21 protein-coding genes are annotated in these 25374 nt (G+C 47.4%); 1 reads left to right on the top strand and 20 read right to left on the bottom strand.

Translation table 11 applies throughout. From position 1 onward, the window contains the following. Window positions 1-525: 525 nt before the first annotated feature. The 4 genes from HRU42_RS11760 to HRU42_RS11745 form a co-directional block, all read right to left on the bottom strand. Window positions 526-1800: a glutamate-5-semialdehyde dehydrogenase gene (locus tag HRU42_RS11760; protein WP_295031351.1), complete on the bottom strand. Its 1275-nt coding sequence runs from the start codon at window positions 1798-1800 to the stop codon at window positions 526-528. A 56-nt stretch (window positions 1801-1856) separates the two neighbouring features. Further along, entirely contained in the window at window positions 1857-2975 is a 1119-nt protein-coding gene (gene proB, locus HRU42_RS11755) for a glutamate 5-kinase (protein ID WP_295031353.1), read from the bottom strand. A gap of 190 nt (window positions 2976-3165) precedes the next feature. Beyond that, window positions 3166-4455 carry an NCS2 family permease gene (locus HRU42_RS11750; protein WP_295031350.1) on the bottom strand — a complete coding sequence of 430 codons (1290 nt, stop codon included), beginning with the start codon at window positions 4453-4455 and terminating at the stop codon, window positions 3166-3168. A gap of 963 nt (window positions 4456-5418) precedes the next feature. Further along, a complete protein-coding gene (locus HRU42_RS11745) occupies window positions 5419-6966 on the bottom strand; it encodes a leucyl aminopeptidase family protein (protein WP_295031348.1) in 1548 nt (515 codons plus the stop codon). 301 nt (window positions 6967-7267) lie between these two features. Between HRU42_RS11745 and HRU42_RS11740 the strand changes: the two genes are divergently transcribed. Beyond that, complete coding sequence (locus tag HRU42_RS11740; RefSeq protein ID WP_295031346.1) at window positions 7268-8728, top strand: aminoacyl-histidine dipeptidase; 1461 nt, start codon at window positions 7268-7270, stop codon at window positions 8726-8728. A gap of 395 nt (window positions 8729-9123) precedes the next feature. Here the strand turns inward: HRU42_RS11740 and HRU42_RS11735 are convergent, their stop codons facing one another. The 16 genes from HRU42_RS11735 to HRU42_RS11660 all read right to left on the bottom strand — a co-directional run bounded on the left by HRU42_RS11735 (window position 9124) and on the right by HRU42_RS11660 (window position 25184). Then, window positions 9124-10104, bottom strand: coding sequence for a transposase (locus HRU42_RS11735; RefSeq protein ID WP_295031344.1), 981 nt, complete (start codon window positions 10102-10104; stop codon window positions 9124-9126). Window positions 10105-10236: 132 nt separating this feature from the next. Next, entirely contained in the window at window positions 10237-11322 is a 1086-nt protein-coding gene (dinB, locus tag HRU42_RS11730) for a DNA polymerase IV (protein ID WP_295031342.1), read from the bottom strand. A gap of 314 nt (window positions 11323-11636) precedes the next feature. After that, window positions 11637-12494: an S-formylglutathione hydrolase gene (fghA, locus tag HRU42_RS11725; protein WP_295031340.1), complete on the bottom strand. Its 858-nt coding sequence runs from the start codon at window positions 12492-12494 to the stop codon at window positions 11637-11639. A gap of 143 nt (window positions 12495-12637) precedes the next feature. After that, window positions 12638-13768, bottom strand: coding sequence for an S-(hydroxymethyl)glutathione dehydrogenase/class III alcohol dehydrogenase (locus HRU42_RS11720; protein WP_295031338.1), 1131 nt, complete (start codon window positions 13766-13768; stop codon window positions 12638-12640). A 326-nt stretch (window positions 13769-14094) separates the two neighbouring features. Then, window positions 14095-16095: a methyl-accepting chemotaxis protein gene (locus tag HRU42_RS11715; RefSeq protein WP_295031336.1), complete on the bottom strand. Its 2001-nt coding sequence runs from the start codon at window positions 16093-16095 to the stop codon at window positions 14095-14097. Window positions 16096-16279: 184 nt separating this feature from the next. After that, complete coding sequence (locus HRU42_RS11710) at window positions 16280-16486, bottom strand: hypothetical protein (RefSeq protein WP_295031334.1); 207 nt, start codon at window positions 16484-16486, stop codon at window positions 16280-16282. 153 nt (window positions 16487-16639) lie between these two features. Next, window positions 16640-17107: a bacterioferritin gene (gene bfr / locus HRU42_RS11705; RefSeq protein ID WP_295031333.1), complete on the bottom strand. Its 468-nt coding sequence runs from the start codon at window positions 17105-17107 to the stop codon at window positions 16640-16642. Window positions 17108-17118: 11 nt separating this feature from the next. Further along, entirely contained in the window at window positions 17119-17589 is a 471-nt protein-coding gene (gene bfr / locus HRU42_RS11700; RefSeq protein WP_295031331.1) for a bacterioferritin, read from the bottom strand. A 235-nt stretch (window positions 17590-17824) separates the two neighbouring features. After that, entirely contained in the window at window positions 17825-18049 is a 225-nt protein-coding gene (gene nqrM, locus HRU42_RS11695; protein WP_295031328.1) for a (Na+)-NQR maturation NqrM, read from the bottom strand. A 124-nt stretch (window positions 18050-18173) separates the two neighbouring features. Continuing rightward, window positions 18174-19190, bottom strand: coding sequence for an FAD:protein FMN transferase (locus tag HRU42_RS11690; RefSeq protein ID WP_295031326.1), 1017 nt, complete (start codon window positions 19188-19190; stop codon window positions 18174-18176). A 134-nt stretch (window positions 19191-19324) separates the two neighbouring features. After that, window positions 19325-20572 (bottom strand): NADH:ubiquinone reductase (Na(+)-transporting) subunit F, encoded by a 1248-nt coding sequence (gene nqrF / locus HRU42_RS11685; RefSeq protein WP_295031324.1) that lies wholly within the window; start codon window positions 20570-20572, stop codon window positions 19325-19327. 45 nt (window positions 20573-20617) lie between these two features. Further along, entirely contained in the window at window positions 20618-21226 is a 609-nt protein-coding gene (nqrE, locus tag HRU42_RS11680; protein WP_295031322.1) for an NADH:ubiquinone reductase (Na(+)-transporting) subunit E, read from the bottom strand. A gap of 5 nt (window positions 21227-21231) precedes the next feature. Continuing rightward, complete coding sequence (locus HRU42_RS11675) at window positions 21232-21864, bottom strand: NADH:ubiquinone reductase (Na(+)-transporting) subunit D (protein ID WP_144045339.1); 633 nt, start codon at window positions 21862-21864, stop codon at window positions 21232-21234. Then, complete coding sequence (locus HRU42_RS11670; RefSeq protein ID WP_295031320.1) at window positions 21864-22658, bottom strand: Na(+)-translocating NADH-quinone reductase subunit C; 795 nt, start codon at window positions 22656-22658, stop codon at window positions 21864-21866. Before HRU42_RS11670 ends, HRU42_RS11675 begins: the two co-directional genes overlap by 1 nt. After that, window positions 22651-23850, bottom strand: a complete 1200-nt coding sequence (locus HRU42_RS11665) for an NADH:ubiquinone reductase (Na(+)-transporting) subunit B (RefSeq protein WP_295031318.1) — start codon at window positions 23848-23850, stop codon at window positions 22651-22653. The genes HRU42_RS11670 and HRU42_RS11665 overlap by 8 nt, the downstream gene beginning before the upstream one ends. Continuing rightward, window positions 23850-25184: a Na(+)-translocating NADH-quinone reductase subunit A gene (locus tag HRU42_RS11660; RefSeq protein ID WP_295031316.1), complete on the bottom strand. Its 1335-nt coding sequence runs from the start codon at window positions 25182-25184 to the stop codon at window positions 23850-23852. The genes HRU42_RS11665 and HRU42_RS11660 overlap by 1 nt, the downstream gene beginning before the upstream one ends. Window positions 25185-25374 lie beyond the last annotated feature (190 nt).

Genomic DNA, 25374 nt, shown 5'->3' with positions numbered 1-25374 from the left:
CATCATAAAAATGAAGCCATTGACCACATACCAGTGCTGACATTGTGAGTGATAAATGGCATATAAGGCGATGATTTATTTTAACTTAAAGTATCAAGGTGATGATTTTGATGCAAGCGTGATAAGTGGACACCCATAAGATTGTTGATACTTTTAATGCCCCCAAGTTCAAAGTAGCGAATGCATGGTGCGAGCCATGATTAAGCCTCTCACACTAGCAATAACACACACTCTAAAATCGAAGCGACAACTTATCTTGTAAATCAGCAGGTGTAGATGCGGCAGCGAGCTTCCAAAACAGGGTGAGGTATCACCAAGTGATACTCTTCGAACGAGAGGCACATGGCTACGCCATATTCACCGACTCGCAGAACCTTCTCAAAGTAAAGAGTGCACATCCCCCGCTTGGAAGCGTTAGATAACCATGAAGGTAAAAGTTAAAACTCATTTCCCAATACCAACTCAGCCAGAAGCTAAAACAAAAATGTAATCCAGCTTCACTCCAAGCAGCTTCTCACTACGAAATTAGCTCCGTGAGGTATATTCACCGACGCCGATCCACTTGTAAGTGGTCAAGGCTTCCAGCCCCATGGGACCACGAGCATGGAGTTTCTGGGTGCTTACCGCCACCTCGGCGCCAAGGCCAAACTGGCCGCCATCGGTGAAGCGGGTGCTGGCATTGACATAAACAGCTGCCGAGTCCACCTGATTGATAAACTCAGCCGAGGCGTGAATGTTATCGGTTAATATCCCTTCCGAGTGCCCACTGGAATAGGTTCTGATATGACTTATCGCCCCATCCATATCATCGACAACCTTGATGCCTAACCTCAGAGATAACCACTCTTGGGCATAAGTTTCTTCGGTTGCGGTCTCGATTATCAGCCCTTGCTTTTCTGCAATAGCCATGGCCTTGTCGCAGCCATAAAAGCTCACACCTAATGCTGCAAGCGTCTGATACAGCTGAGGTAACATCTCAGCAGCGATATCTCGATGGATTAATGCCGTATCCAGCGCATTACACACGGTAGGACGCTGGACCTTAGCATTGGCAATGACTTGAATAGACTTGTCAATATCGGCATCTTTATCGGCGTAGAGATGGCAGATGCCAACGCCGCCCAAAATCACCGGTATCGTCGCCTGTTCTGCACATAAACGTTGCAGATTTGGACCACCGCGAGGCACTATCATGTCGACATATTTATCCAGCTTAAGCAACGCCGAAACCAGGCTACGATCCGGACTTTTAATCAGCTGCACCGCATCGGCGGGTAATCCCTGCTCGACCACAGCCTCGCGAATGGCGTCACTCAAGGCCAGATTCGACTGCAAGGTTTCCTTGCCGCCGCGCAATATCACGGCATTGCCCGTCTTAAGCGCTAAGACGGCGATATCGACGGTAACATTGGGACGCGCTTCGTAGATCACGCCGATGACCCCGAGCGGCACCCGACGACGGGATAGACGCAGACCATTGTCCAGTAGCTGGCTCTCGAGCTCGGTGCCGACGGGATCGCTCAGGTTTATCACGTTATCGATATCTGCAATCACGACTTTGAGGCGGGGCTCATCCAGCAACAAACGATCGACCATAGCATCATTGAGGCCATTCTCTTTCGCGGCCGCCACATCTTTTGCGTTAGCAGCGACAATAACATCACGTTTTTCATGCAACTTAGCCGCAATGGCTTCAAGCAAAGCCTTTTTTTGAAGTCCATTTAGAGCCGCAAGTGCATAACTAGCCTGTTTGGCTTGCTGACCGAGTGCCTGTATATCTACTAGATTATTCTCTATCACGTCTCTTCATCCTAAATTGCCGAAGGATCCGTCGCTTAGATCCATTCACTTTCGTTTTAAAGAACGACCATATCGTTGCGATGCACGATGGCATCGCCATAGTCATAGCCGAGCAGAGACTCGATATCGTCTGAATGCTCCCCCGCTATCTTGATAAGATCTTTAGCGCTATAACGGCTCATGCCTCTGGCATATTCTTTACCGTCACGGTCAATAAGCTGCAGAGTCGCCCCGCGTTCGAACTCTCCCTGCACTTCAATAATGCCTTTAGAGAGTAAGCTTCGTCCTTTGTGCGTCACTGCCAATACCGCACCTCGATCGAGCACCAGTTTACCTTTAGTGGCTTGGCCCGCTAAAATCCACTGTTTACGGCTCTCCAGCGGGTTTTCCAACGCGGTGAAATGAGTGCCTACGGGCTCCTTACAGACAGATTTTTGTATCACCTGGGGATGATGACCCGAGGCAATAACCACCTCGACGCCTGCCCGGCGGGCAATATCCGCCGCTTGTAGCTTGGTCGCCATGCCACCGGTTCCCAGACCAGACACGGCGCCGCCGGCTAACATGCGCAGGCTGTCATCGATATTGACCACTTGCTTGATAAGCTTGGCATCGGGATTTGAGCGAGGGTCGGCATCGAATAAGCCCTGCTGATCCGTTAACAAGATAAGCAGGTCTGCATCACAAAGCAGCGCCGCTCTAGCCGAGAGGTTATCGTTATCCCCCACCTTAATCTCATTGGTCGCCACCGCATCATTCTCATTGATGATGGGTATAATGCCATGAGCGAGCAGTGCATTGAGTGTATCTCTGGCGTTGAGGTAGCGCTCCCGATCGTGAAGATCGGCGCGAGTGAGCAGCATCTGGCCCACGTGTAAGCCATAGATGCTGAAAAGTTGTGACCAGGCTAGAATAAGCTGACTCTGACCAACGGCCGCCAATAGTTGTTTATTGGCTAGCGTATCGGCAAGTTCAGGGAAACCTAAGTGTTCTCGCCCTGCCGCTATCGCCCCCGAAGTACACAAGACGACTTCGACGCCCGCTTTCATCAGCGTCGCCATCTGCCTTGCTAACTCGACCATGTGTGCCTTATCTAGCTGCTTACTGCCGGATGTCAGTACACTCGTGCCCAATTTTACCACTACGCGGCGGTAACCAATCTCACTTAAATTCATTATCATTATAAAAAAAGAGCCGAACTTAGCGTTATACCCAATCCTGAGGACAAATGGTAGTCAGCTGGGTAAAAGAAGCGTTAAAACCATGCCATTGTGAATAAAAATCATAAATAAAGGCCATACACTGTATGATCTTCAATTAATTTTAATCATCAATATTCACTTTAGTTTCGACTTTGACTCCCTGTTAGCCATAGATAAATTTCGCGATAAAGAGTGCGGCCAACACCACTACGCCGACACTGAGATCTTTATAACGACCACTAATCAACTTGATCACCGCGTAGGAAATAAACCCCATGGCTATCCCAGTCGCAATAGAAAATGTCAGTGGCATCAAGATACAGACCACGACAACGGGTGCGGCTTCGGTCAAGTCTTCCCACTCCACATGGATCAGGCCTGACATCATCAGAATCGCCACATAAAACAGAGTCCCCGCCGTAGCGTAGGCAGGCACCATGCCAGCCAGTGGTGAGATAAATAGCGAGAGTAAGAAAAGAAAACCAACCACCACAGCGGTTAAGCCCGTACGGCCACCAGCACTGACACCCGCAGTTGACTCGATATAGCTGGTCGTTGTCGAAGTACCTAACATGGCACCGGCTATGGTGGCCGTGCTGTCGGCTGTTAATGCGCGTTTAAGCCTGGGCAGACGGCCCTTATCATCCAGGAATCCGCCTCGCTGCGCCACGGCGACTAAGGTACCTGAGGTATCGAACAGGTCGACAAACAAGAAGGCAAATACAACCGATAACATGCTGATATCTAGCACACTGGCAAGATCCATCTTCATAAAAGTCGGCATGATGGAGGGAGGCATAGCAAGCACCCCGGTATATTGCACGTCGCCAAACAGCAATCCAAGAATGGTAATGGACAGAATACTCACCACCACAGCCGATTTCATCCCCCGTTGCACCATGGCGATGATCAAGAAGAAGCCCAGCGCCGCCATCACGGCAGGAAACGCGGTGATATCTCCCATGGTCACTAGAGTCACAGGGCTCGCCACCACTATCCCGGCACTTTTCAAACCAATCAGAGCGAGGAATAAGCCTATTCCTGCGGCGATGCCAAGCCTCAAAGACATAGGAATACTGTTGACTATCCACTCTCGTATTCTCACCAAAGAGAGGATCAGAAAACAAATACCCGATAAGAATACCGCTCCAAGCGCCGTCTCCCAGGTGTAACCCATCTCGCCAACCACGGTATAAGTGAAGAAGGCATTGAGACCCATGCCCGGAGCCAAGGCGATGGGATAATTAGCCACTATGCCCATGATCAAACAACCAATTGCCGCGGCCAGACATGTCGCCACAAACACGGCGCCATGATCCATGCCCGCATCGGCAAGCATCATGGGATTAACGAATAGAATATAGGCCATGGTCAAAAATGTGGTTAACCCAGCCACCGCCTCCTGTTTTAACGATGTATGGTTGTCTTTGAGTTTAAATAGTTTCTCTAACATGACGTTCAATCCCTGAATATGAGTATTTTGAAACATGTGATCTGAATATGTCTATAGTCAGTGAAATCCATCTAAATAACAAACACTGAAAGGCAAACACAGCAAGACAGCAAGTCTTCAAACTGAATTCAGCTAGATTGGATCCGCCATCTTGCGCCATAAAATGCAGGATAAAAGGCAAAAAAAAGCCTGCTCAATGAGCAGGCAACGACTAATTTCAAGCGTTCCGAAAGGAAAGAGTTTCCGCGCTAACAGTTACACCGGCTAATCATTCAGATATTCAACATTTAATTGAATAACTTAACAACAAACCTCTTGAGTCTAAAGACCCCAAAAAGGGATTAAGGTTGATGGATGGTAACTGGATGGTTATCAATCAATATTCAAGATAGTGAAGTAGATAACAGGGTAGTTAGCCCTTGAAACTGATACAACAAGGAGGGTTAGCCCTTGAAGCTCATCGGGTACAAGCCGCCACGCAAAGTCTGGGGACATAACCAGGTATTTTGCCAATAAACGTACTGCATTCCAGTATAAGACATCGTTAATACTCCTAACAAAGTTGTAATTAAATTACTCTAACCATTCATGCTTAATTGTCAGCGGATAAGGCCTCTAAAAGACAAAAAACACGCTAGAGTCAACTTGTCGCTCGATTCCTTGGAGAATTATCCTTCCTGGATAGACGTTATTGAAAGAGGCTGTCTGCCTAATCAATGCCGTCATTATAGATATATGTAGTTTTATTACAACCATTATTTGATCTAGATTAATAAAACGTAAAAATCAGGCCGTATCGACGCTAAAACGCGTAATTTTACAACAGAGTCGTGAGTTTTAAATCTATAAGTCTATTTTTGGCGACATAATGAAAACTTATGACAAAAATAAGCCACTCGACGGTAAGTATTAATAAATAGGTTTATGGCTGCGGGTAGCCATAAACCATCACATATTCCTCAATCATCTTCTGATCATGTGATTGGTCATGTATTGAAACAGACCGACCAGTGGCGTGGCCGTCGGGCTACCATAAAGCGGATGGCCGACCGTAGCACTGCCCGCGATATCTATATGAGTGAAGGCCATTGGCTTATCAGATTGCAGGCCATGAGCATTCAAACCCGATGCTTCTAGGAGGAAAGCGGCCGGATACTGATGACCTCGAGCCGTTATCGATGACGGCCCATTATTGGATGAGAGTATATCCGCCGCGCCCGATGGGTCGACTATCATGGCAAAATCTTCACGACGCAGCACAGACTGCTCGATAGGCTCGCCCCAGGACAGAGCTAAGTTCGCCATACGAGCCGCCACGCCCGCCTGCTTGGCCACCGCATTTTCTACGGTGGCAGTATAGCCGCCGAAGCAGCGCACCACATGGCCGGTTAATGTCGCCACCGAAAACAACTCTGGCTTAACAGATTTTTCTGCCTTGATCCTCAGATGTGACAGCAGATCTGCCAGCACCAGACGGCCCTCTGCATCGGTATTGCCAATTCTGACTCTAACGCCCGCATGACTCGTGATGATCTCGTCGGTAACGAAGGCTTCGCTGCCTATACTGTTACGCACCAAGCCAAGTTCTGCAACCACACGGATCCCCTTTGGCTTAAGCATGGAGAGTGTCTTCATCAACCCGGCGACTGCCGCAGCCCCGCCCTTGTCTCGGCTCATGCCAGCCATGCCACCGGCAACCTTGATATCGGCGCCGCCAGTATCATAAATAACGCCTTTTCCCGCATAGAAGTAGGTATGTTCTATCTCGCCCTCGCCAACATACTCAAGCTTAACCACACGGGGTTGATGTCTGGAAACTGCAAATGAGGAGCGGCCTACGGCGCTGAGCAGGGGGTAATCCCGCTCCAATACATCTCGGTCTTCAACGACACAAACCTTGAGACCTGAATCTTGATAGGCAGCAACACAGTAATCGGCAAAGGCCGCTGCAGACATGCGCTCAGGCTCAGTACCACACAAGTCTCTGGCTAAGTTTCTGCCCGCCTCTATGGCATTCAGACTCTGGCTGGCTTGGGTCGAATTAAACAGGCCTATAGCCTCGAATGCTGCAGTATCACCGCTGCTCTCTCTTCGCTCAAGGGATTGCCACAACTCCTGACCACAAGATAGGGCGGCGACTTGGGTAGAAAATTGATAGCGCTCATCACTGTCGCTGGCGACAACCAGTAAAGGCCGAATAGCACCGGCATCTTTGGCTAGCTTAATGCCCGCTCTCGTTGCATCGGCAAAGATACGCACGTCTTCAAAATCATCCTGACTGTTCTTCACCGGTGAGATGATCAAACGACCACCAGCCAGTCCAGGGGCAAACAACAGGGTCGGCGATTGTCCTACGCGTTTGTCGACCTTAGCGCCATGCTCCGCCAGTAATGTCACCTCGTCAAAACCAGATTGACTAATATCTGTGGCCACGACCACCAGAGCATCCCAACCACTGCCTTCGAAGATCGCGTCATCATCGAGTACATCAACAAAATTAACCTGAGCCATGAACCATCCTTCTGCTTGTGAGATCGTATCATTAGATTCTATAAGTTGCAGATAAAATACTGTTTTAAATGCGTCATTACAGAACACATATTTTATAATTTTACGCACTTTAATAATGCATTCATTAAAAGTCATTATTCACTTAAGTGAGGCCGATGCCAAGTGCCGATAAAATATTGCTGGAAACTTTGTATCTCAGTCTTTACATAGGCAAACAGTTCGTCTGATAATCTTGGCGTTTAGCTGTGATAGAATGCGGTTAAACTTAGCCTCCAAGTCGTTTTTAACAGGGGAATTATCTGTGACAGCAATAAGCCAATTACAACCTCAAGCACTCTGGCAGTGGTTCGATCAAATCTGTGCGATCCCACATCCTTCTAAGCATGAACAAGCGCTCAGCGAGCACATTCAAGCTTGGGCGCGAGATAAGCAACTTGAAGTTGTTGAAGATAAAGTCGGTAACCTCATCATCAAGAAACCTGCCACGCCGGGCATGGAAAACCGTAAGACTGTGGTCCTACAGGCCCATATCGACATGGTGCCACAGAAGAACTCAGATAAGGTTCATGACTTTGAGAAAGATCCTATCATTCCCTACGTGGATGGTGATTGGGTTAAGGCTCAGGGCACGACTCTGGGTTCTGACAATGGCATAGGCATGGCGTCGGCATTAGCCGTTTTAGGCTCAGATGATATCCCCCACGGCCCATTGGAAGTCCTGTTAACTATCGATGAAGAAGCGGGTATGACAGGCGCTTTTGGCCTGGAAGCCGGTTATCTGGATGCCGAGATCCTAATTAACACAGATTCTGAGCAAGAGGGCGAGATCTACATGGGTTGTGCCGGTGGTGTGGATGCCCAGATCAGTGTGCCTATGGTGTGGCAAGCCCCAGAATCGAGTAACTCGACATACACCTTGACCCTATCGGGTTTAAAAGGCGGCCATTCGGGTGTGAACATACATCTTGGACGGGGTAATGCTAACAAGTTGCTGGCCCGTTTCCTGTTTAACCATGCCGATGACTTGGCGTTGGAGTTAACTAACTTCACCGGTGGCTCTCTGCGTAACGCTATCCCCCGTGAAGCCAGTGTCAGCTTTATGCTACCCGCTGAAAATATCGCTAAACTTGAGACTCAGATCCAAGAGTTTCAGGCGCTTATAAGGGCTGAGCTCGCCATTGCCGATCCCCATATGGTACTCGAACTCGCCGAAGTATCTGCGGCCAAGCAAGTCATGAGTGAAGATACTCAGAATATGCTGGTTGACCTACTCAATGCTTGTCCAAATGGCGTAGTTCGCATGAGTGATGAGGTTGAAGGTGTTACTGAGACTTCATTAAATGTCGGCGTCATCAGCACAGAAACACAGAGCGTTGAGATCCTATGCTTAATTCGCTCACTGATAGATTCAGGTCGTGAAGAAGTTGAGAGCGTATTAACCTCACTGACAAACTTAGCCGGCGTCGAAATAGAGTTCAGCGGTGCTTACCCGGGATGGAAGCCAGACAACAGCTCACCCGTGATGGCCCTGGTGCGTGAAACCTATGACGACATCTACAACAAGAAGCCGGTGATCATGGTGATCCATGCCGGTCTTGAGTGTGGACTGTTTAAGAAACCTTACCCTGAAATGGACATGGTCTCGATTGGTCCAACTATCCGCTACCCACATAGTCCTGATGAGAAGGTACTCATAGAGACTGTAGGCCAGTACTACAAGCTGCTATTAGCAGTTCTGGAACGCATTCCAGAGAAAGGCTAAACAAGGTGTCGAGTTCTTAGGTGCTAGTACCTAGGAACTCAAATCTAGTACCTAGTTACATCTTAAAACTCTAGGTCTATCTGCGACTCTCTCACTTCAATTGTCTGCCGCTCTGGTGTTAACCGCCGACCGACTCACTAAGCCAATAAAATCAAGCCTAATAAAATCAAGCCAGCCATTATAAATCAATCATATAACTCGAATTCAACAAGCAATGGCATCAGGTTTCAACTCGACTTGATTAAACGTTGGCTATTGCCGATAACATCATATATTAAATCTGTAAAACTCAAACAATGGGGATATTTAAGACAAAATAGCGATTTTCAGGCATAACCTGTTACCACAAATGATTGAGGAGGAAAAAAGGGGGGAAGTGAATTGATTGTATCTAGTTATCTGCTAGGTTCTAGATATTGACAACACTTAGCAAAGTGCCGCCGTCTCTTATCTAAATGTTCACAATAGCTAGTGAGCTCTTGCAAAGTTCCTACAGGGCCATGAAATAATTTACCAAATTCAGAAGTCAGTTTTATCCAGCTATCTGCTGAAATGTTCAGTCTAGTCAATACCTTAGATGCACTTAAAGGTATTGCACCACGCTTGTCATCTCGAATAATCCTGCCCGTTGCATCTACAAGTTCTAGATAATCTCCGAGTGAAAAGTTAATGCCTTTAGATTGATTGAGTCGTTCATCCCCAATAAAAGGCAGTAGCTTTGCCGGCTGTTGGCCTTTTAATGCTGCCTTTACTCTCATTTTAAGGCTGGTGTAGTCTGAAGTTTCTGGTGTATTGGCCATCTTTGCCCGTATGGGATTGAGCTCTACATATGCCATACAAGCCAGCACCGCGGTTTCGTCGAGTAACGCTTGGCTTTTGAACCGCCCTTCCCAGAAATGCCCAGTGCAGTTATCTTCTAGATTGGCTTTTCTGGCAATAGGCTCATTGAGACAGCGCATAAACCAGCTTATGTCACTTAATCGACTCCGGTACTGGGCGATTAAGTGTTTCAATTGAGAGACTTGATAGGCTTCGATCACCTCACCTTTGGCAAATTGCTGGCTTAGCTCTGTGCCCTTAAATATTTGATGCCACTGCTCTACTACCTCTCTGTCACTCCACCTATTGGCAAGTTCGATATCAATACGCAGCACCAGGTGAAGATGATTACTCATGACCGCATAAGCCGCTACATCAATAGCAAACACGCCAGCTAAATTGAGTATCTGAGTTTCAATCCAGCCTCGTCGATGTTCATAAGATTTCCCTGTAAAATCATCGACTCCCGCTATGAAGGCTTGACGAACTGTTCGGCTGCAGCAATGGTAGAATAAAGTGTCTTCAATACTAATTTGAGTATTTCGGGGACGGGGCATAGTAGTAGCCTCCTATATCAAGTAATACCTAAAGCTTAGTAGGTGACACTTGATCCATCAATTAACTATGCCTGTCTCTATTTCCAATTAACTATGCCTGTCTCTATTTCTGTCCTAGTACCTAGTCACATCTTAAAATTCTAGGTCCATCTGCGACTCTCTCACTTCATTGTCAGCCGCTCTGGTGTTAATCGCCGACTGACTCGCTAAGCCGACCGACACGCCTAATAAACGAATGCCTCTCCCCTGCTGACGCTCCAGGGCTTGTGCGAGCAGATCATAAAAGAGCTTCACCGACATTTCATCGGCCCTATGCTCTATGGTGGTCTGTTTAAAATCACTAAATTTAAGCTTAACCACTTGTTTATTGATGCTGCGATCTTTGGCGCTGCGTGTCATGCGCGCCGCTAACTCCTGAATAAGCTGAGGCATCACACCATGGCACTGCTCCAGGGTATAGATATCCTTCGCCAGCGTGGTCTCGACCCCCACAGATTTACGCTCCCTGTGTGGCGAGATACTGCGATCATCTATCCCATGAGATCGTTCAATCAAGACAGCGCCAAACTTGCCGAAACGCTCAATCAGGGCCGACTGTGGATAGTCCTGCAGATCGCCGCAGGTTTTAAGGCCTATATCCTCAAGCTTCTTGCCCGTCACCTTACCCACACCAGGGATCTTAGTCAGGGGTAAGCTTTTCACGAAAGGGGAGATCATATCCGGGGTGATCACATATTGCCCGTTGGGTTTATTTAGATCTGAGGCGACCTTGGCAAGAAATTTAACTGGCGCGATCCCGGCAGACGCAGTGAGACCTGTTACCTCGAAGATCTCTTGCCTGATGGCTGCTGCTATCAAGGTTGCCGAGCCCTGACATTGAGTGCAGTCGGTGACATCCAGATAAGCTTCATCCAGAGAGAGGGGTTCAATCAGGTCGGTATAGTGAGCAAGGACTTCACGGATCTGCAACGAGATCTCTTTGTAAACTGACATGCGACCAGGTACCAGTACCAAATCGGGACAGAGTTTTAACGCATAGCCAGAGGCCATGGCCGAACGGACACCGAAGACCCGCGCCTCATAGTTACAGGTGCTAATCACCCCGCGGCGATCACTGCGCCCACCCACAGCTATAGGCTTGCCCCTCAACTCTGGAAAGTCGCGCATCTCGACTGCGGCGAAATAGCAGTCCATATCGATATGAATAATTTTCTTCAAATTAGTTTTCAAAGCAGCTTTCAAAACACTCTCTAAACAGAAGCCCTCTCACACCACTATACTGTATATAAAAACAGTATCCAATAAGAATGAGACCAAAGGAGAGGATTTGTACTAGAAATGAACGACAAGGGAACGAGAAACAAACAACAATGCCATCGAGTCGTTAACCCGGTGGCATTATCAAATCAACAGTCTTTCACTTCAGATAACATTCAAGTGCTTAGCATGGAATCTCAGATGCTGCTCTATGAAGCTGGCGATAAAGAACATATCTGCATGATCCAAGGTTCTCAAATCAACAGTCTTTCACTTCAGATAACATTCAAGTGCTTAGCATGGAATCTCAGATGCTGCTCTATGAAGCTGGCGATAAAGAAGTAGCTATGATCGTAACCCTCATGACGGTCAAGCACCAGGGGATAGCCACTCGCCTTAGCCGCAGCTTGCAGCGTCTCAGGTTTTAACTGCTCGGTTAAGAAATTATCCGCTTCTCCTTGGCTGACGAGGGCAGGCACAAATGATGCTCCATCCACCTCAGAGGCGTTACGCATTAGGGTGCTGGCATCATAGTCGGACCAAGTCGATGTGTCCCGGCCCAAGTAAGCGCTAAAGGCTTTCTTGCCCCAAGGGCAATTTATCGGATTGCTGATGGGACTAAAAGCCGAAACGGACTGATAAGCAGCGCTGTTTCTCAGGGCGATGACTAAGGCGCCATGTCCGCCCATTGAGTGCCCGGCAATAGAACGCTTATTGGTCACCGGGAACATGGACTCGACCAAGGCGGGTAACTCATGGACTATGTAGTCATACATCTGGTAGTGCTTGTTCCACGGAGCCTGAGTCGCATTGACATAAAAACCAGCACCTTGACCTAAATCGTAGCCCTCATCGTCGGCAACGTCGCTGCCACGGGGACTGGTATCCGGCGCAACGATAGCGATGCCGAGCTCAGCAGCCAATCGCTGGGCACCCGCTTTGTGCATAAAGTTTTCATCGCTACAAGTTAAACCAGATAACCAATAAAGTACCGGCACCTTCTGGCCATTCGATGCTTGAGGTGGCAGGTAGATGGCGAAACGCATGGCACAATTTAAGCTTGTGGATTGGTGACTATATTGCGTGTTCCAGCCACCAAAGATCTTATTACTACTGAGATTTTCTACTGTCATTATTTATCCTTATTACTGCTGCAATATCGCTGTAAACAGCGGGTTTGCAGAATATTACAGCAGTAGGACGATTGATTAATCTAGGGCGAAGCTGTGTTATCCGCTTCGAGAGCATTTATCCAAGTGACGATTTGTCAAAGTGACTATTTATCGAAGTGGATCACACTACGAATGCTCTTGCCTGCATGCATAAGCTCGAACGCTTCATTGACCTGTTCAAGACCCATAGTATGGGTGATAAAGTCACTTAAGTTAAACTCACCAGCCATGTAACGCTCAACGTAGTCAGGTAACTCAGAGCGCCCCTTAACACCGCCAAACGCAGAACCTTTCCACACCCGACCAGTCACAAGCTGGAATGGTCGGGTTGAGATCTCTTGACCTGCACCAGCGACACCGATAACCACAGACTCGCCCCATCCCTTATGACAGCACTCGAGCGCCGAGCGCATGACATCCACATTACCGATACACTCGAAGGAGTAGTCGACGCCACCATCTGTAAGCTCAACGATGACATCCTGTATTGGCTTATCATAATCTTTAGGGTTGATAAAATCGGTAGCACCAAGCTTACGAGCCAGGGCAAACTTACTCTCGTTGATATCGATAACTATGATGCGGCCAGCTTTGGCCATAGTCGCACCAATAACAGCAGACAGGCCAATACCGCCTATACCGAAAATAGCAACGCTTGCGCCCTCTTCGACCTTAGCCGTATTCATCACCGCGCCTATGCCGGTTGTTACGCCGCAGCCTAACAAACACACTTCTTCTAACGGCGCCTCAGGATTGACCTTAGCTAACGAAATCTCAGGCAGAACTGTGTATTCAGAGAAGGTGGAGGTGCCCATGTAATGGAAGATATCTTTCCCGTCTTTGGAAAAACGAGTGGTGCCGTCTGGCATCAAGCCTTTACCTTGAGTCTCACGGATTTTCTGACACAGGTTTGTCTTACCGGATTTACAGAACTTACACTCACCACACTCAGGGGTGTAAAGTGGAATAACATGGTCACCGACCTGTACGCTGGTCACGCCTTCACCGATAGACTCGACGATGCCGCCACCTTCGTGACCTAGAATACAAGGGAAAATCCCCTCAGGATCATCACCCGATAGTGTGAATGCATCGGTATGACATACGCCAGTGGCAACTATCTTGATGCGCACTTCACCTTTTTGTGGTGGCATAACATCGACAATTTCCATAGACAAAGGTTGGCCAACGGCCCAAGCTACGGCCGCTTTAGATTTGATTGTTTGTGCTGTCATTTTAGCTCCAAAATATAATAGGTTAAATCATGGGAGCGATCCCAGAGAAAGATACTAGACCGACTGTCTGACATCGAGCCTCGTCAATATGGGATAAGTATATCCCGCAAAATTAAAATGATAATCCTATTTATGAGTAAATTACTTTTGCCACAAGGTAACAATGTTTAACTGGGAGGTGTGTATGTTGAGCATTACCTGACAGAAAAGCCTAAATAAGCACAATAAAGCAAAATGCCAGTCAATATATGACTGGCATTAGGATGATTGCCACTTGGGTTAACTTCTTATGCTTATGCCTGAGCCTGGCATCCAGATTCACACAGCTAGATCTTAAATTGCTGTATATTCTTCGACAGTTCCTCAGTCACACCTTGGAACTCGGCCAGACTCACCGACAGGGCTTCACTCGATGCCAATGAATCATCGGACAGGCCTCGAACATTCTCCACATTACAGGCTACCTCTTCGGCAACCACAGCCTGCTGGCCTATGGCAGAGGTGATCTCTATCGTCTGCTGCTGAATCGCCGTGATGGCACTGGTTATCCCGGTTAGGGCTTCTTCGACCTGTATGGTCAGCTCCTGACCCAGATTCGCCTGTTCGACCCCCTCCTCCATGACTTGCTCTGCCTGGTGTGCATTTTGTTGCAGGGACAGGATAATCTCCTGAATATTAGCGGTCGAGTCTTGTGTCCGCGAGGCTAAAGTTCTCACCTCATCGGCGACGACGGCGAATCCACGGCCCTGCTCACCTGCGCGGGCCGCTTCGATGGCGGCGTTGAGTGCTAACAGGTTAGTCTGCTCTGCGATACCACGGATCACGCTGAGCACCTCGCCAATCTGCTCCGAACTGGTTCTCAAATGACGAACGACCTTAGCGGCCTCGATGACCTGAGAGGAGAGTGACTGCATGCCTTGAGTGGCCCTAGCGACAATTTTCATCCCATCACGAGACTCCTGCTGGGCTTTCTCGGCATATTCACTGGCGCGTTGAGCACTCTTGGCCATCTCCTGAGAGGTATGGGCCATCTCAGTGGCCGCCGTTGCCACGCTGGATATCTCCTGCTTCTGCCGCGACACCGAATGCAATGCCTCATCACATATAGCGACTGCACCGCTTACCCCGGAATCGACTCTCTGTGTCAGTGCGCGGGTCTGCTCCAGCATCCCCTGCACCTTAGCCGCGAAACGGTTGAATGCATCACCTAGTTTGCCCAGCTCATCTTCTCTGTCCATATGAATGCGTTTAGACAGATCGCTATCACCTTGAGCAATATCTTCCATCGCCTCGAGTAAACGATTGATCTGACGCCTAAAGGGTAACAGCATCATCCAAACTGTTGCCCCTACCAAGAGCATGATGACCACAGCAAGCAAACTAGCATGGACCATAGCCTCGTTGACTGGCGCTTCTATCACAGCATTAGGTAACATGAAAGCTAGGTGCCATTTTTGCAGCGGGAAATCACCGCCTACGCTGACATAGCTGACTCTTTGTTGTACGCCCTTGAAAGTCACCTCGGCGACGCCCCGCTCCTGCGAATTCATCAAGCGGCTCAGCTGTCCAAAACCTTGGGTATCATTAAAATTGCTATCGACCTTGCTCGCTTGAGAGCCAGGCTGGAACTGCTGGGTAAATCCTGGGAAGTACACCAGTTGCCCGCTTTGAGTCATCAAGAATGCCTGACCCTGACCATGGTACTTCATCTTGGCTAACAGCTCGGTACCTATGGTATCGATCAAGATATCCATGCCACCGATACCGATAAACTCGCCATTGGCATTCTTTATTACAGATTTAACCGTCGCCGAGATAGAGCCATCGTTGGCATCAACCGCAGGATCGGTCACATACATGACATTCTTGTCTATGCCTTCCTGCCACCAGGGACGTTTGTTGGTGTAATAGTCCACATCATTGTATCGGCCATTGAGATCGAAATACTCGAAAGTATTCGCCGAGCCAAAGAACACCGACTTAATATCACTGTCGCTATCGGAGAAATGTTTGAAGTATTGGATAACACTTTGATACTCGAGATCGCGATCTAAGTTACTGAGTCGCTTATGGTACTGACTGAACCAATTCAATACTTGAGGTGAGGCAAACACAGAGTCTATCACCTTTGCCTTGGCAACAAAGTAGCTGGTCACTTCGTTAGATTTAAATTGTACTAAGGCGGAGAGATCGGCATCGATCTGTTGACGGGTTCGGTTACTTTCACCATTGACAAGGAAGGCGGAAACGATGGCGAGTAAAATAGCTAATGCGCCGACAATGGCAAAGACAAGCTGGAGACTGAGGGAGCTTTTTAGCTGCTTCATGGAATACCTTTCATTTATTTTTATTCTTAACCCTCAATCTAGCAGAACTGCGCTAAGTGTGAAGTGTTAAGCGGGACAAAATAGTGAAAAGTGTTTTTTACATGTTGCAAATCAAAACTAAACAATGGCAAAACATGTTAAGGGAAATAAAAGTGGCCTTGGTTGCTTAACCCAATGTTCGGGATCAGAACAGCTCACTTAGCATCTTTCTTTCTTCGTCACTGAGCAAAGGGGTGACGCCTATACGTGGACGCTCAGCTTTGACCTGTGACAATTGCAGCTCTAGGCTAGCAATCTTCAGCAGCTGAGCGTTAACCACCGCAGTATACGATTCTCTTAACTGACAGCTAGCTGGGGCTAGCGTATAACTGATGTCTCTTTGCCTGGTCATTTTCTTTCCTCTCGCTTCTATAGCATCAGGATAACCAATTTTACTGAATACAAGCTGTATAGAAGGGCTGGAGGACTAAAGGCAAAAAGAAAAAGACACTCAAACGCCTCTGCTTAAGTGTCCAATACTGTTTATTCTAGGCTGACGTCGAGATTACATCATAGACTGAAGATAGTTTTGCAGACCGACTCTGCCTATCAGTCCTAGCTGCTTCTCTAGCCAATACATATGATCCGATTCCGTCTCCTCTAACAAGACTGCTAAGATCTCACGCGTCTGATAGTCTTGCTTCTGTTCACATAAGGCAATGGCCTGACGCAGATTATCGGCGACTTGATACTCATAATTGAGATCGTTTTGCAGCATCTCCTGAGTATTCTTACCAATATTTAACCGCTCGCGACTGGCGACGTCGGGAGTGCCCTCTAGAAATAAAATACGCTGCACTAGCTTACCAGCATGAACTCTCTCATCATCTGACTCATGGGAGATCCGTGTATGCAGCTCATTTAGCCCCCAGTCTTCATACATTAAACCGTGAACGAAATACTGATCCATTGCCGACAGCTCGCCAGTCAACAGCTGGTTGAGTGTATCGATAACCTCTTGGTTGCCTTTCATCTGCTAGCCTCTTACTTATTAATTTTTGACTGAAGGTAATTCTGCGTACCGGTTAATGAGATCAACTCTTGCTGGGATTCGATCCAGTCTAGGTGCTCCTCTTCATCTTCGAGCAGCTCTGCGAGTAGATCACGACTGACATAATCTCTTAGTGACTCACAAATCTCGATAGCAGCTCTAAGCGCCAAGATTTGCTCCTCAATCATGGCCTTATCACAAGTTAGCATCTCTTCGCAGTGCTCACCGATCCTGAGTTTTTGCAGCTGCTGCAGATTCGGTAAGCCTTCGAGGAACAATACACGCTCAATTAACTTATCGGCATGCTTCATATCCTGAATAGATTTCTTATATGACTTATGATTCAGCTCTTCGAAGCCCCAGTTTTTATACATGCGGGCATGGAGAAAATACTGATTTATGGCGGTCAGTTCGAAGGTGAGTATGTTATTAAACTGAGCGAGTACCTGAGGTTGACCTTTCATCTCTGCGTCCCTTAATAATGAAACTTGATCCAATCAAGTTCGAGAGACTATTACATAAACCAAAAAAATGCAATTACCGTTATATTTCAACATCTTAATAATGAGAATCATTCTTATTTACATTCTTTTTAGCGAAGGTGAAATTCGAGGGTAAAGGTAAACTAAATCATGACAGGCATAAAAAAAGGCATCTTGAGTTCAAGATACCTTTGAGTTGTTTAATAGCTAAATTTGGCTAGATGATGCGATTTTTGGCGAGTTTTTCACGTCTCTCGTCTTCGGCGGCCATCTTGGCTTTACGATTGTCACAAGGATCATCGCAATCGCACGCCTTATCTATCCCTAATACCCCTAAACCACCACAACTTCCCGCAACGGCAGTTCGCTTAACGATATAGCCAATAGACATCAAAAGAAAAAACAGCAATAAAACAACAAATGCCGCAATAAATGTACTCATCATATACTCCAACTGTAGCGTGAGCCGATTATATCATCAGATCTCTTGTCAAACCTAAGGGTATAACGCGAGAGCGGATCTAACGCCTACAACAGTCTTAAACTAAACCAGAAGATGTAACAGTCTACTGATCCACATAAGGTTTAAACGCATCACTGTAAAATACTTTAAAGCCGCTGTCTTGCTTCTCAATCAGCATGATGGCTAAGTTTTCTTGCTTAGCGAGCGCTAGAGACTTCTGGGTACCTAATACCATCATGGCCGTCGCGTAGCCATCGGCCACCATAGATTGCTTATGAAGCACGGTCACAGAGGCTAATCTATGATCGATTGGATAGCCATCTCGTGGGTCGATAAGATGAGAGAACCGACGCCCCTCTTCTTCATAGTAATTACGGTAATCACCGGACGTCGCAATTGCCATGTCACCTGGGGCAATCACCTGCTGGATCTCACGGTCGTCAACATCAGGCTGCTCGATAGCGACGCGCCAAGGCGAGCCATCTAGCTTGTTACCAAATACACTGAGCTCACCGCCGATTTCAACCAAATAACCAGACACATGATATCTATCCAGTATTGCAGCCACAACATCGACGCCGAACCCCTTAGCTATCGATGAGAGGTCCACATATAAGTCTGGGTTAGTCTTAGTTAACTTATTGCCATCGAGGTGAAGGTATTGCATACCTGTTTTCGCCTTAGCTGCGGCGACAACCTCATGGGAAGGCATGCTAATCGGCCTTTTATCGGGTCCAAACCCCCATAAGTTCACTAAAGGTCCTAGGGTGATATCCAGTGCGCCGTCCGTCACATCATAGAGATGTATACCCTCGGCAATAACAAAAGCCGTGTCATTAGATACCGTCGCCGTCTGTTCAGTATTCATGGAATTAAAGCGTGACAGCTCAGACTCAGACCGATAGGTAGACATCTGATCATTGACCTTCTCTAGGGCGAGATCAATTTCAGCTTGCAGTAGATTTGCTTCCGGAAGCTGCTGACTCGACACCACTTTAATGTGATAAGTCGTGCCCATGGTGTTGCCGGAAAGTGAAATAACGGGTGCTGATTTACTGCACCCAGAAACCAAAAAGGCTAGCCATAGGAGGGCTAACCAGTTTACTAAGGTCTTGTTCATTTTGACCTAAATCCTTATCACTATAAAACTTAAGCGCTATTCGATGCTTGATTAAAGACAGTGAGGAATGTCTCCTCACTGTCTGTCTCAGACTCGAATACGAGTATCTCAAGATTCAAGCGTATCAGATGTGATTAGCCACCGAAGTCATCCAGAAGGATGTTTTCATCTTCGACACCAAGATCTTTGAGCATACCGATAACGGCCGCGTTCATCATTGGAGGACCACACATGTAGAATTCACAATCTTCCGGCGCTTCATGGTCACGCAAGTAGCTTTCATACAGAACATTATGAATGAAGCCAGTCTTGCCTTCCCAGTTATCCTCAGGTTGAGGATCCGACAGTGCAACATGCCAATCGAAGTTCTCGTTCTCAGACGCTAGGCCATCGAAGTCTTCGACATAGAACATCTCACGCTTAGAGCGCGCGCCGTACCAGAAGCTTATCTTACGATCCGTCTTAAGACGCTTAAGCTGATCGAAGATATGAGAGCGCATAGGTGCCATACCAGCACCACCACCGACAAAGATCATCTCATTGTTGGTTTCTTTAGCGAAGAACTCACCAAACGGACCAGAAATAGTGACCTTATCACCCTCTTTCAAGCTGAAGATGTACGAAGACATCTTACCGCAAGGCAGAGTTAGATTGCGTGGCGGAGGTGTTGCAATACGCACGTTCAACATGATGATACCAGCCTCTTCAGGATAGTTCGCCATTGAGTATGCACGGATTGTTTCATCTTCTACTTGAGACTCTAGCTTGAAGAAGCCAAAGTGCTCCCAGTCACCACGGTATTGTGCAGGAATGTCGAAATCTGCATATTTAACATGATGTACAGGCGCTTCAATTTGAATATAACCACCGGCGCGGAACGGAACCGAATCACCACCTGGTATTTGAAGCTTAAGCTCTTTGATGAAAGTGGCCTTGTTATCGTTAGAGATAACAGTACACTCCCACTTCTTAACCCCAAAAATCTCATCTTCGAGGACGATATCCATATCGGTTTTAACGCTTACCTGACAAGATAAACGACAGCCCTCACGAGCCTCACCTTTACTGATATGATCCAACTCAGTTGGCAAAATATCACCGCCACCTGATTTAATGTGTACTTTACACTGACCACAAGTACCACCACCACCACATGCACTAGAGACGAAAATACCGCTCTCGGCCAATGCACCTAGTAATTTGCCACCTGCAGGCAGTTTGATGCCTTTCTCAGGATCATCATTGATACTAATTGTAATGTCACCGCTATTGACCAACTTTGACTTGGCAAACAAGATGATCAGTACCAAACCTAAGACGATAGCAGTAAACATACTCACACCGAGGTAAACCTCGAGTGGAGTAGATTTAAGAATATCCATTAACTTATCCTTAACAGTCCGAAACAGGAACCCTATGGGTCCCGCTTATAGGGACACTCCAGAAAACGACATGAATCCAAGCGCCATTAGACCCGCGGTCACAAAGGTAATACCTAAGCCACGCAGTCCTTCAGGCACATCAGCATATTTCAGCTTTTCACGGATACCTGCTAACAAGACGATAGCTAATGCGAAGCCCACTCCTGAACCCACACCAAACACCATACTCTCAACTAGGTTGTAATCACGCTCAACCATGAAAGAGACAGCACCAAAGATGGCACAGTTTACTGTGATCAGTGGTAGGAAGATGCCCAGAGCGTTATAGAGCGGCGGGAAGAACTTATCCAACACCATCTCTAGGATCTGTACGAGCGCCGCGATAACACCGATGAAGGTAATGAACTTCAAGAAGCTCAAGTCAGCATCCGGTGCGCCAGCCCAAGCCAGAGCACCTGGAGCCAAAAGCCCCTGATAGATGATCTGGTTAACGGGAACTGAAATCGCCAGCACCACAATAACGGCAACACCGAGTCCCATCGCCGTGGTCACTTTCTTCGATACCGCTAGGAATGTACACATTCCCAAGAAGAAAGAGAGAGCCATGTTCTCAATAAAAATAGAACGAATTAATAGACTTATATAATGTTCCATCGCGCTTACCCTTTTGCTTCTACTTGCTCTGGCTTAACAGTACGAATGATCCAGATCAAGGTACCGATTAAGAAGAACGCACTAGGTGGTAGCAATAACAGACCGTTCGGCTGATACCAACCACCGTCTGAAATCTTGCTCAATATCTCAACACCAAATAGCGAACCATTACCAAAGAGTTCACGGACAAAACTTACAGATAGCAGAATAGCACCATAGCCTAAGCCGTTACCTATACCATCCATAAAGCTCATCATAGGCGGTGTCTTCATCGCATAAGCTTCGGCTCGGCCCATCACAATACAGTTAGTAATGATAAGACCAACGAAAACCGACAATTGCTTAGACACGTCGTAGGCATATGCCTGCAGCACCTGATCAACCACGATCACCAAGGAGGCAATGATGGTCATCTGCACTATGATACGTACACTGCTTGGGATGTGATTACGCAACATAGAGATAAACAAGTTTGAACACGCCGTTACGGCAGTCAAAGCAATGGTCATCACCAGTGCAGTTTCCATCTTACTGGTTACTGCCAGTGCACTACATACACCTAGTACTTGCAGGGCGATCGGGTTGTTATTAACAATTGGTCCCGATAGAACCTGCTTAAGTTCTTTAGCGTTAGCCATTAGCTCAGTCCTCCATTACGAAGTTTCTCGATAAAGTGAGCAAAACCTTCCTCACCTAACCAAAAATCAAGTGAGTATTGAACACCGTTACCCGTCAAGGTCGCACCCGACAGAGCATCAACACCGTGGACAGAAGCCGCAACAACCGGGTTCTTAGTGACCTTAATCGCTAAGTTACCTTGTTCATCATAAAGCTTCTTACCATGCCATTTCGCCATCCAGATTGGGTTTTGAACTTCACCACCTAGACCCGGAGTCTCCCCCGAACCGGTAAATGCGTAGTAAACCAGACTCTGAATGGTATTCATATCTGGCTCTATGGCCAGGAATGCATACATGGTCGACCAAAGACCGTAGCCTTTAATCGGTAAAATCAGTGTCTTTAGTTGGCCTTCGTCATCATTGACGATATAGACAACCGCAGTATTGGCTACACGCTTAACCGAGGCGACATCGTGCTCGGGCTTAAATGAATTAGCCAGATCACGCGACACCTTATCGGCGTCGAATAAATCGGCATCACCTTCAACCCAGTTACCCGTCTTTAAGTCGACAAGCCTAGCCACAACATACTTGTCGTATGTTGCAAGTACTTCGTCTTTAGTTAAAGGTGCCTCACTATTAGCAGTGAGACCGGCGGCTTCAAGAATGTATTTTTGCTTATCCAGCAGTTTATTCTCAATCTGGATTGGCCTTAACACTACAGCTGCAGTCGATACGAAGACTGAACAGATGAAACATAAACCAACCACCACAAAGAGGGTTCTGCCAAAGGAATCTTTGTTACTAGCCACGTGCAATCCTCCGCTTGATATTTGCCTGGACGACAAAATGGTCAAATAGTGGTGCAAACAGGTTGGCGAATAAGATGGCCAACATCATGCCTTCAGGGAACGCTGGGTTAACGACACGGATAAACACCGCCATCGCACCAATCAAGATCCCGTATCCCCATTTCGCCGAGTTCGTAAATGAAGCCGATACAGGATCGGTCGCCATAAACATCATACCGAAGGCAAAACCACCTAAAACAAGGTGCCAGTACCAAGGCATAGCGAACATAGGATTCGTGTCACTACCGATAAAGTTCAACAGGTAAGAAACCGCAATCATACCCAGCATCACACCGGCAACGATGCGCCATGATGCGATACGTGCGTATATGATCACCGCGCCACCCAGTAAGAGAGCCAGGGTAGACACCTCACCGACAGAGCCAGGAATGAAGCCTAGGAAGGCATCCCACCAATTTTGGTTGAAGCTATATTCTAATGTGCCTTGAGCCGCTTGACTCAGTGCCGTAGCACCAGAGAAACCGTCTGCAGCAACCCAAGAGGTATCACCAGACATGCTTAGCGGGTAAGCGAAGAATAAGAAGGCACGACCAGCCAGTGCGGGGTTAAGGAAGTTACGTCCCGTACCACCGAAGATCTCTTTGGCTACAACCACACCGAACGTGATACCCAGCGCAACCATCCACAGAGGAATCGTCGCCGGCAGAGTCAATGCAAACAGCACCGAAGTAACGAAGAAACCTTCGTTAACCTCATGACCACGGACCGCGGCAAATAACACTTCCCAGATACCACCGACGGCGAATGTCACCGCATAGATAGGCACGAAGAAACAGGCGCCGTACCACAGCAGGGCCGAAATACCTGAATTTTCATTGAGCTCAGTACCAAACATACCGAACAGGCTAACCTGCCAAACATCTGGTGTAGAGAAACCGGCAATAAGCGCATCTTGAGCTTGTAAACCTACGTTATACATACCGACGAACATGGCTGGGAATGTACATGCCCACACCAAGATCATCATACGTTTCAGGTCTAAATTATCGCGAACATGGGTTGCGCCCTTGTTCACATGACCTGGGGTATAAAAAACCGTATATGCAGCTTCGAAAACGGCGTAAAACTTTTCGTATTTACCGCCCTTTTCAAACTGAGGTTCGATACCCTTAAAAAACTCTTTCAAACCCATTAGCCTTCCCTCACGATCGTATCTAGACAGTCACGTAGGTAGGTCGCATAGTCATACTTACCCGGACATACGACAGTACACAATGCCAAATCTTCTTCATCCAACTCCAAGGCGCCCAAGGTAACGGCACCATCGGTATCGCCTGACACTAGGTCACGCAATAACATAGTAGGAAGAATATCCAGAGGCATCACACGCTCATAGTTACCGATCGGCACCATAGCTCGGTCAGAACCACCGGTACTCGTCGTCATATTAAACAGACGAGAAGGTGAGAGGTGACCTAAGAAAGAACGAGTGATTGAGAACTTATCACTGCCAGGCATAGCCCAACCGATAAATTCCTGCTCCCTGCCTTCTTCGAGCATAGATAGCTGCAGATGGAAACGACCCAAATAAGCGTGAGGCCCAGTCGCAGTCCTTCCGCTCAAAACTGAGCCAGATACGACACGAACTTCACCGTCTAAGGTTTCATTTGCAGTTAATTCGGCAGAGGAAGCACCAAGTTGAGTACGCACTAATCTTGGCTTACTCGCCTTAGGTCCCGCTATAGCTATAACGCGTTGAGTGTTTAATTCACCGGTAATAAATAGCTGACCAATGGCAATGACATCTTGATAACCCACATGCCAGACCGTTCTGTTAACCGATGCAGGAAGTAGGAAATGTATATGTGTACCGACCAGACCCGCAGGATGTTTACCTGCAAACTCTTCGACTTGAGCGTTGGCGGCTGGAATATCGGCTCCAGGCGCTTTACACACAAATACTTTACCTTCAGTCAATCTTGACAGAACCTTAAGTCCATTCTCAAAATCATCTTTTTGCGTACCGATAACCACTTCAGGGTCGGCTGCAAGGGGTTGAGTATCTATCGCGGTAACGAAGATGCCGGCAGCGGTAGAATCTACTGCTGGGGCTTTACTGAAAGGACGAGTTCGCAACGCTGTCCACAACCCTGATTCAATAAGGTTGTCTCTAACTAGCTGCGAATCCAACGACGCTAATTCTGCTGCACTATATTTAGCAAAGGCGACACACTCTTCCCCTTCGATATCTATGACGACTGACTGCAGAACGCGTTGTGCGCCCCGGTTGACTTCTGAAATTGTGCCACTTGCTAAAGCCGTATATTTGACACCAAGGTTCTTCTTATCTTCGAAGATCACCTGGCCCTTTTTAACTTTATCACCCACTTTGATTTTCATCGTGGGGCGTAAGCCAATATACTCTTCACCCAAAGTAGCTACACGTTTAATGGCTGGGCCATCATGGACTACTTGCTCTGGTCCGCCTGCTATAGGCAGGTCCAATCCTTTCTTTATTGTAATCATATCCACAAGCACTACGTTATGAAGGAAAGATAATGCGCCGCGTTCCTGCTTAATACGACAGGTTTAAAACAAAGCTCACCTCGATGAGCTAGCGCAGACTTATCGCGAAAATGCGATCGCAATCACGCTGTTCGCGCGCATTTTACAGTAAATACCGAGGTATCGCCATGAAAAATGTGGGTGTTTTAAT

The organism is Shewanella sp., from assembly GCF_013214165.1.
GTDB lineage: Bacteria > Pseudomonadota > Gammaproteobacteria > Enterobacterales > Shewanellaceae > Shewanella.
The sequence above is the reverse complement of the archived record's forward strand: the minus strand, read 5'-3'. Positions and strand labels throughout refer to the sequence as shown.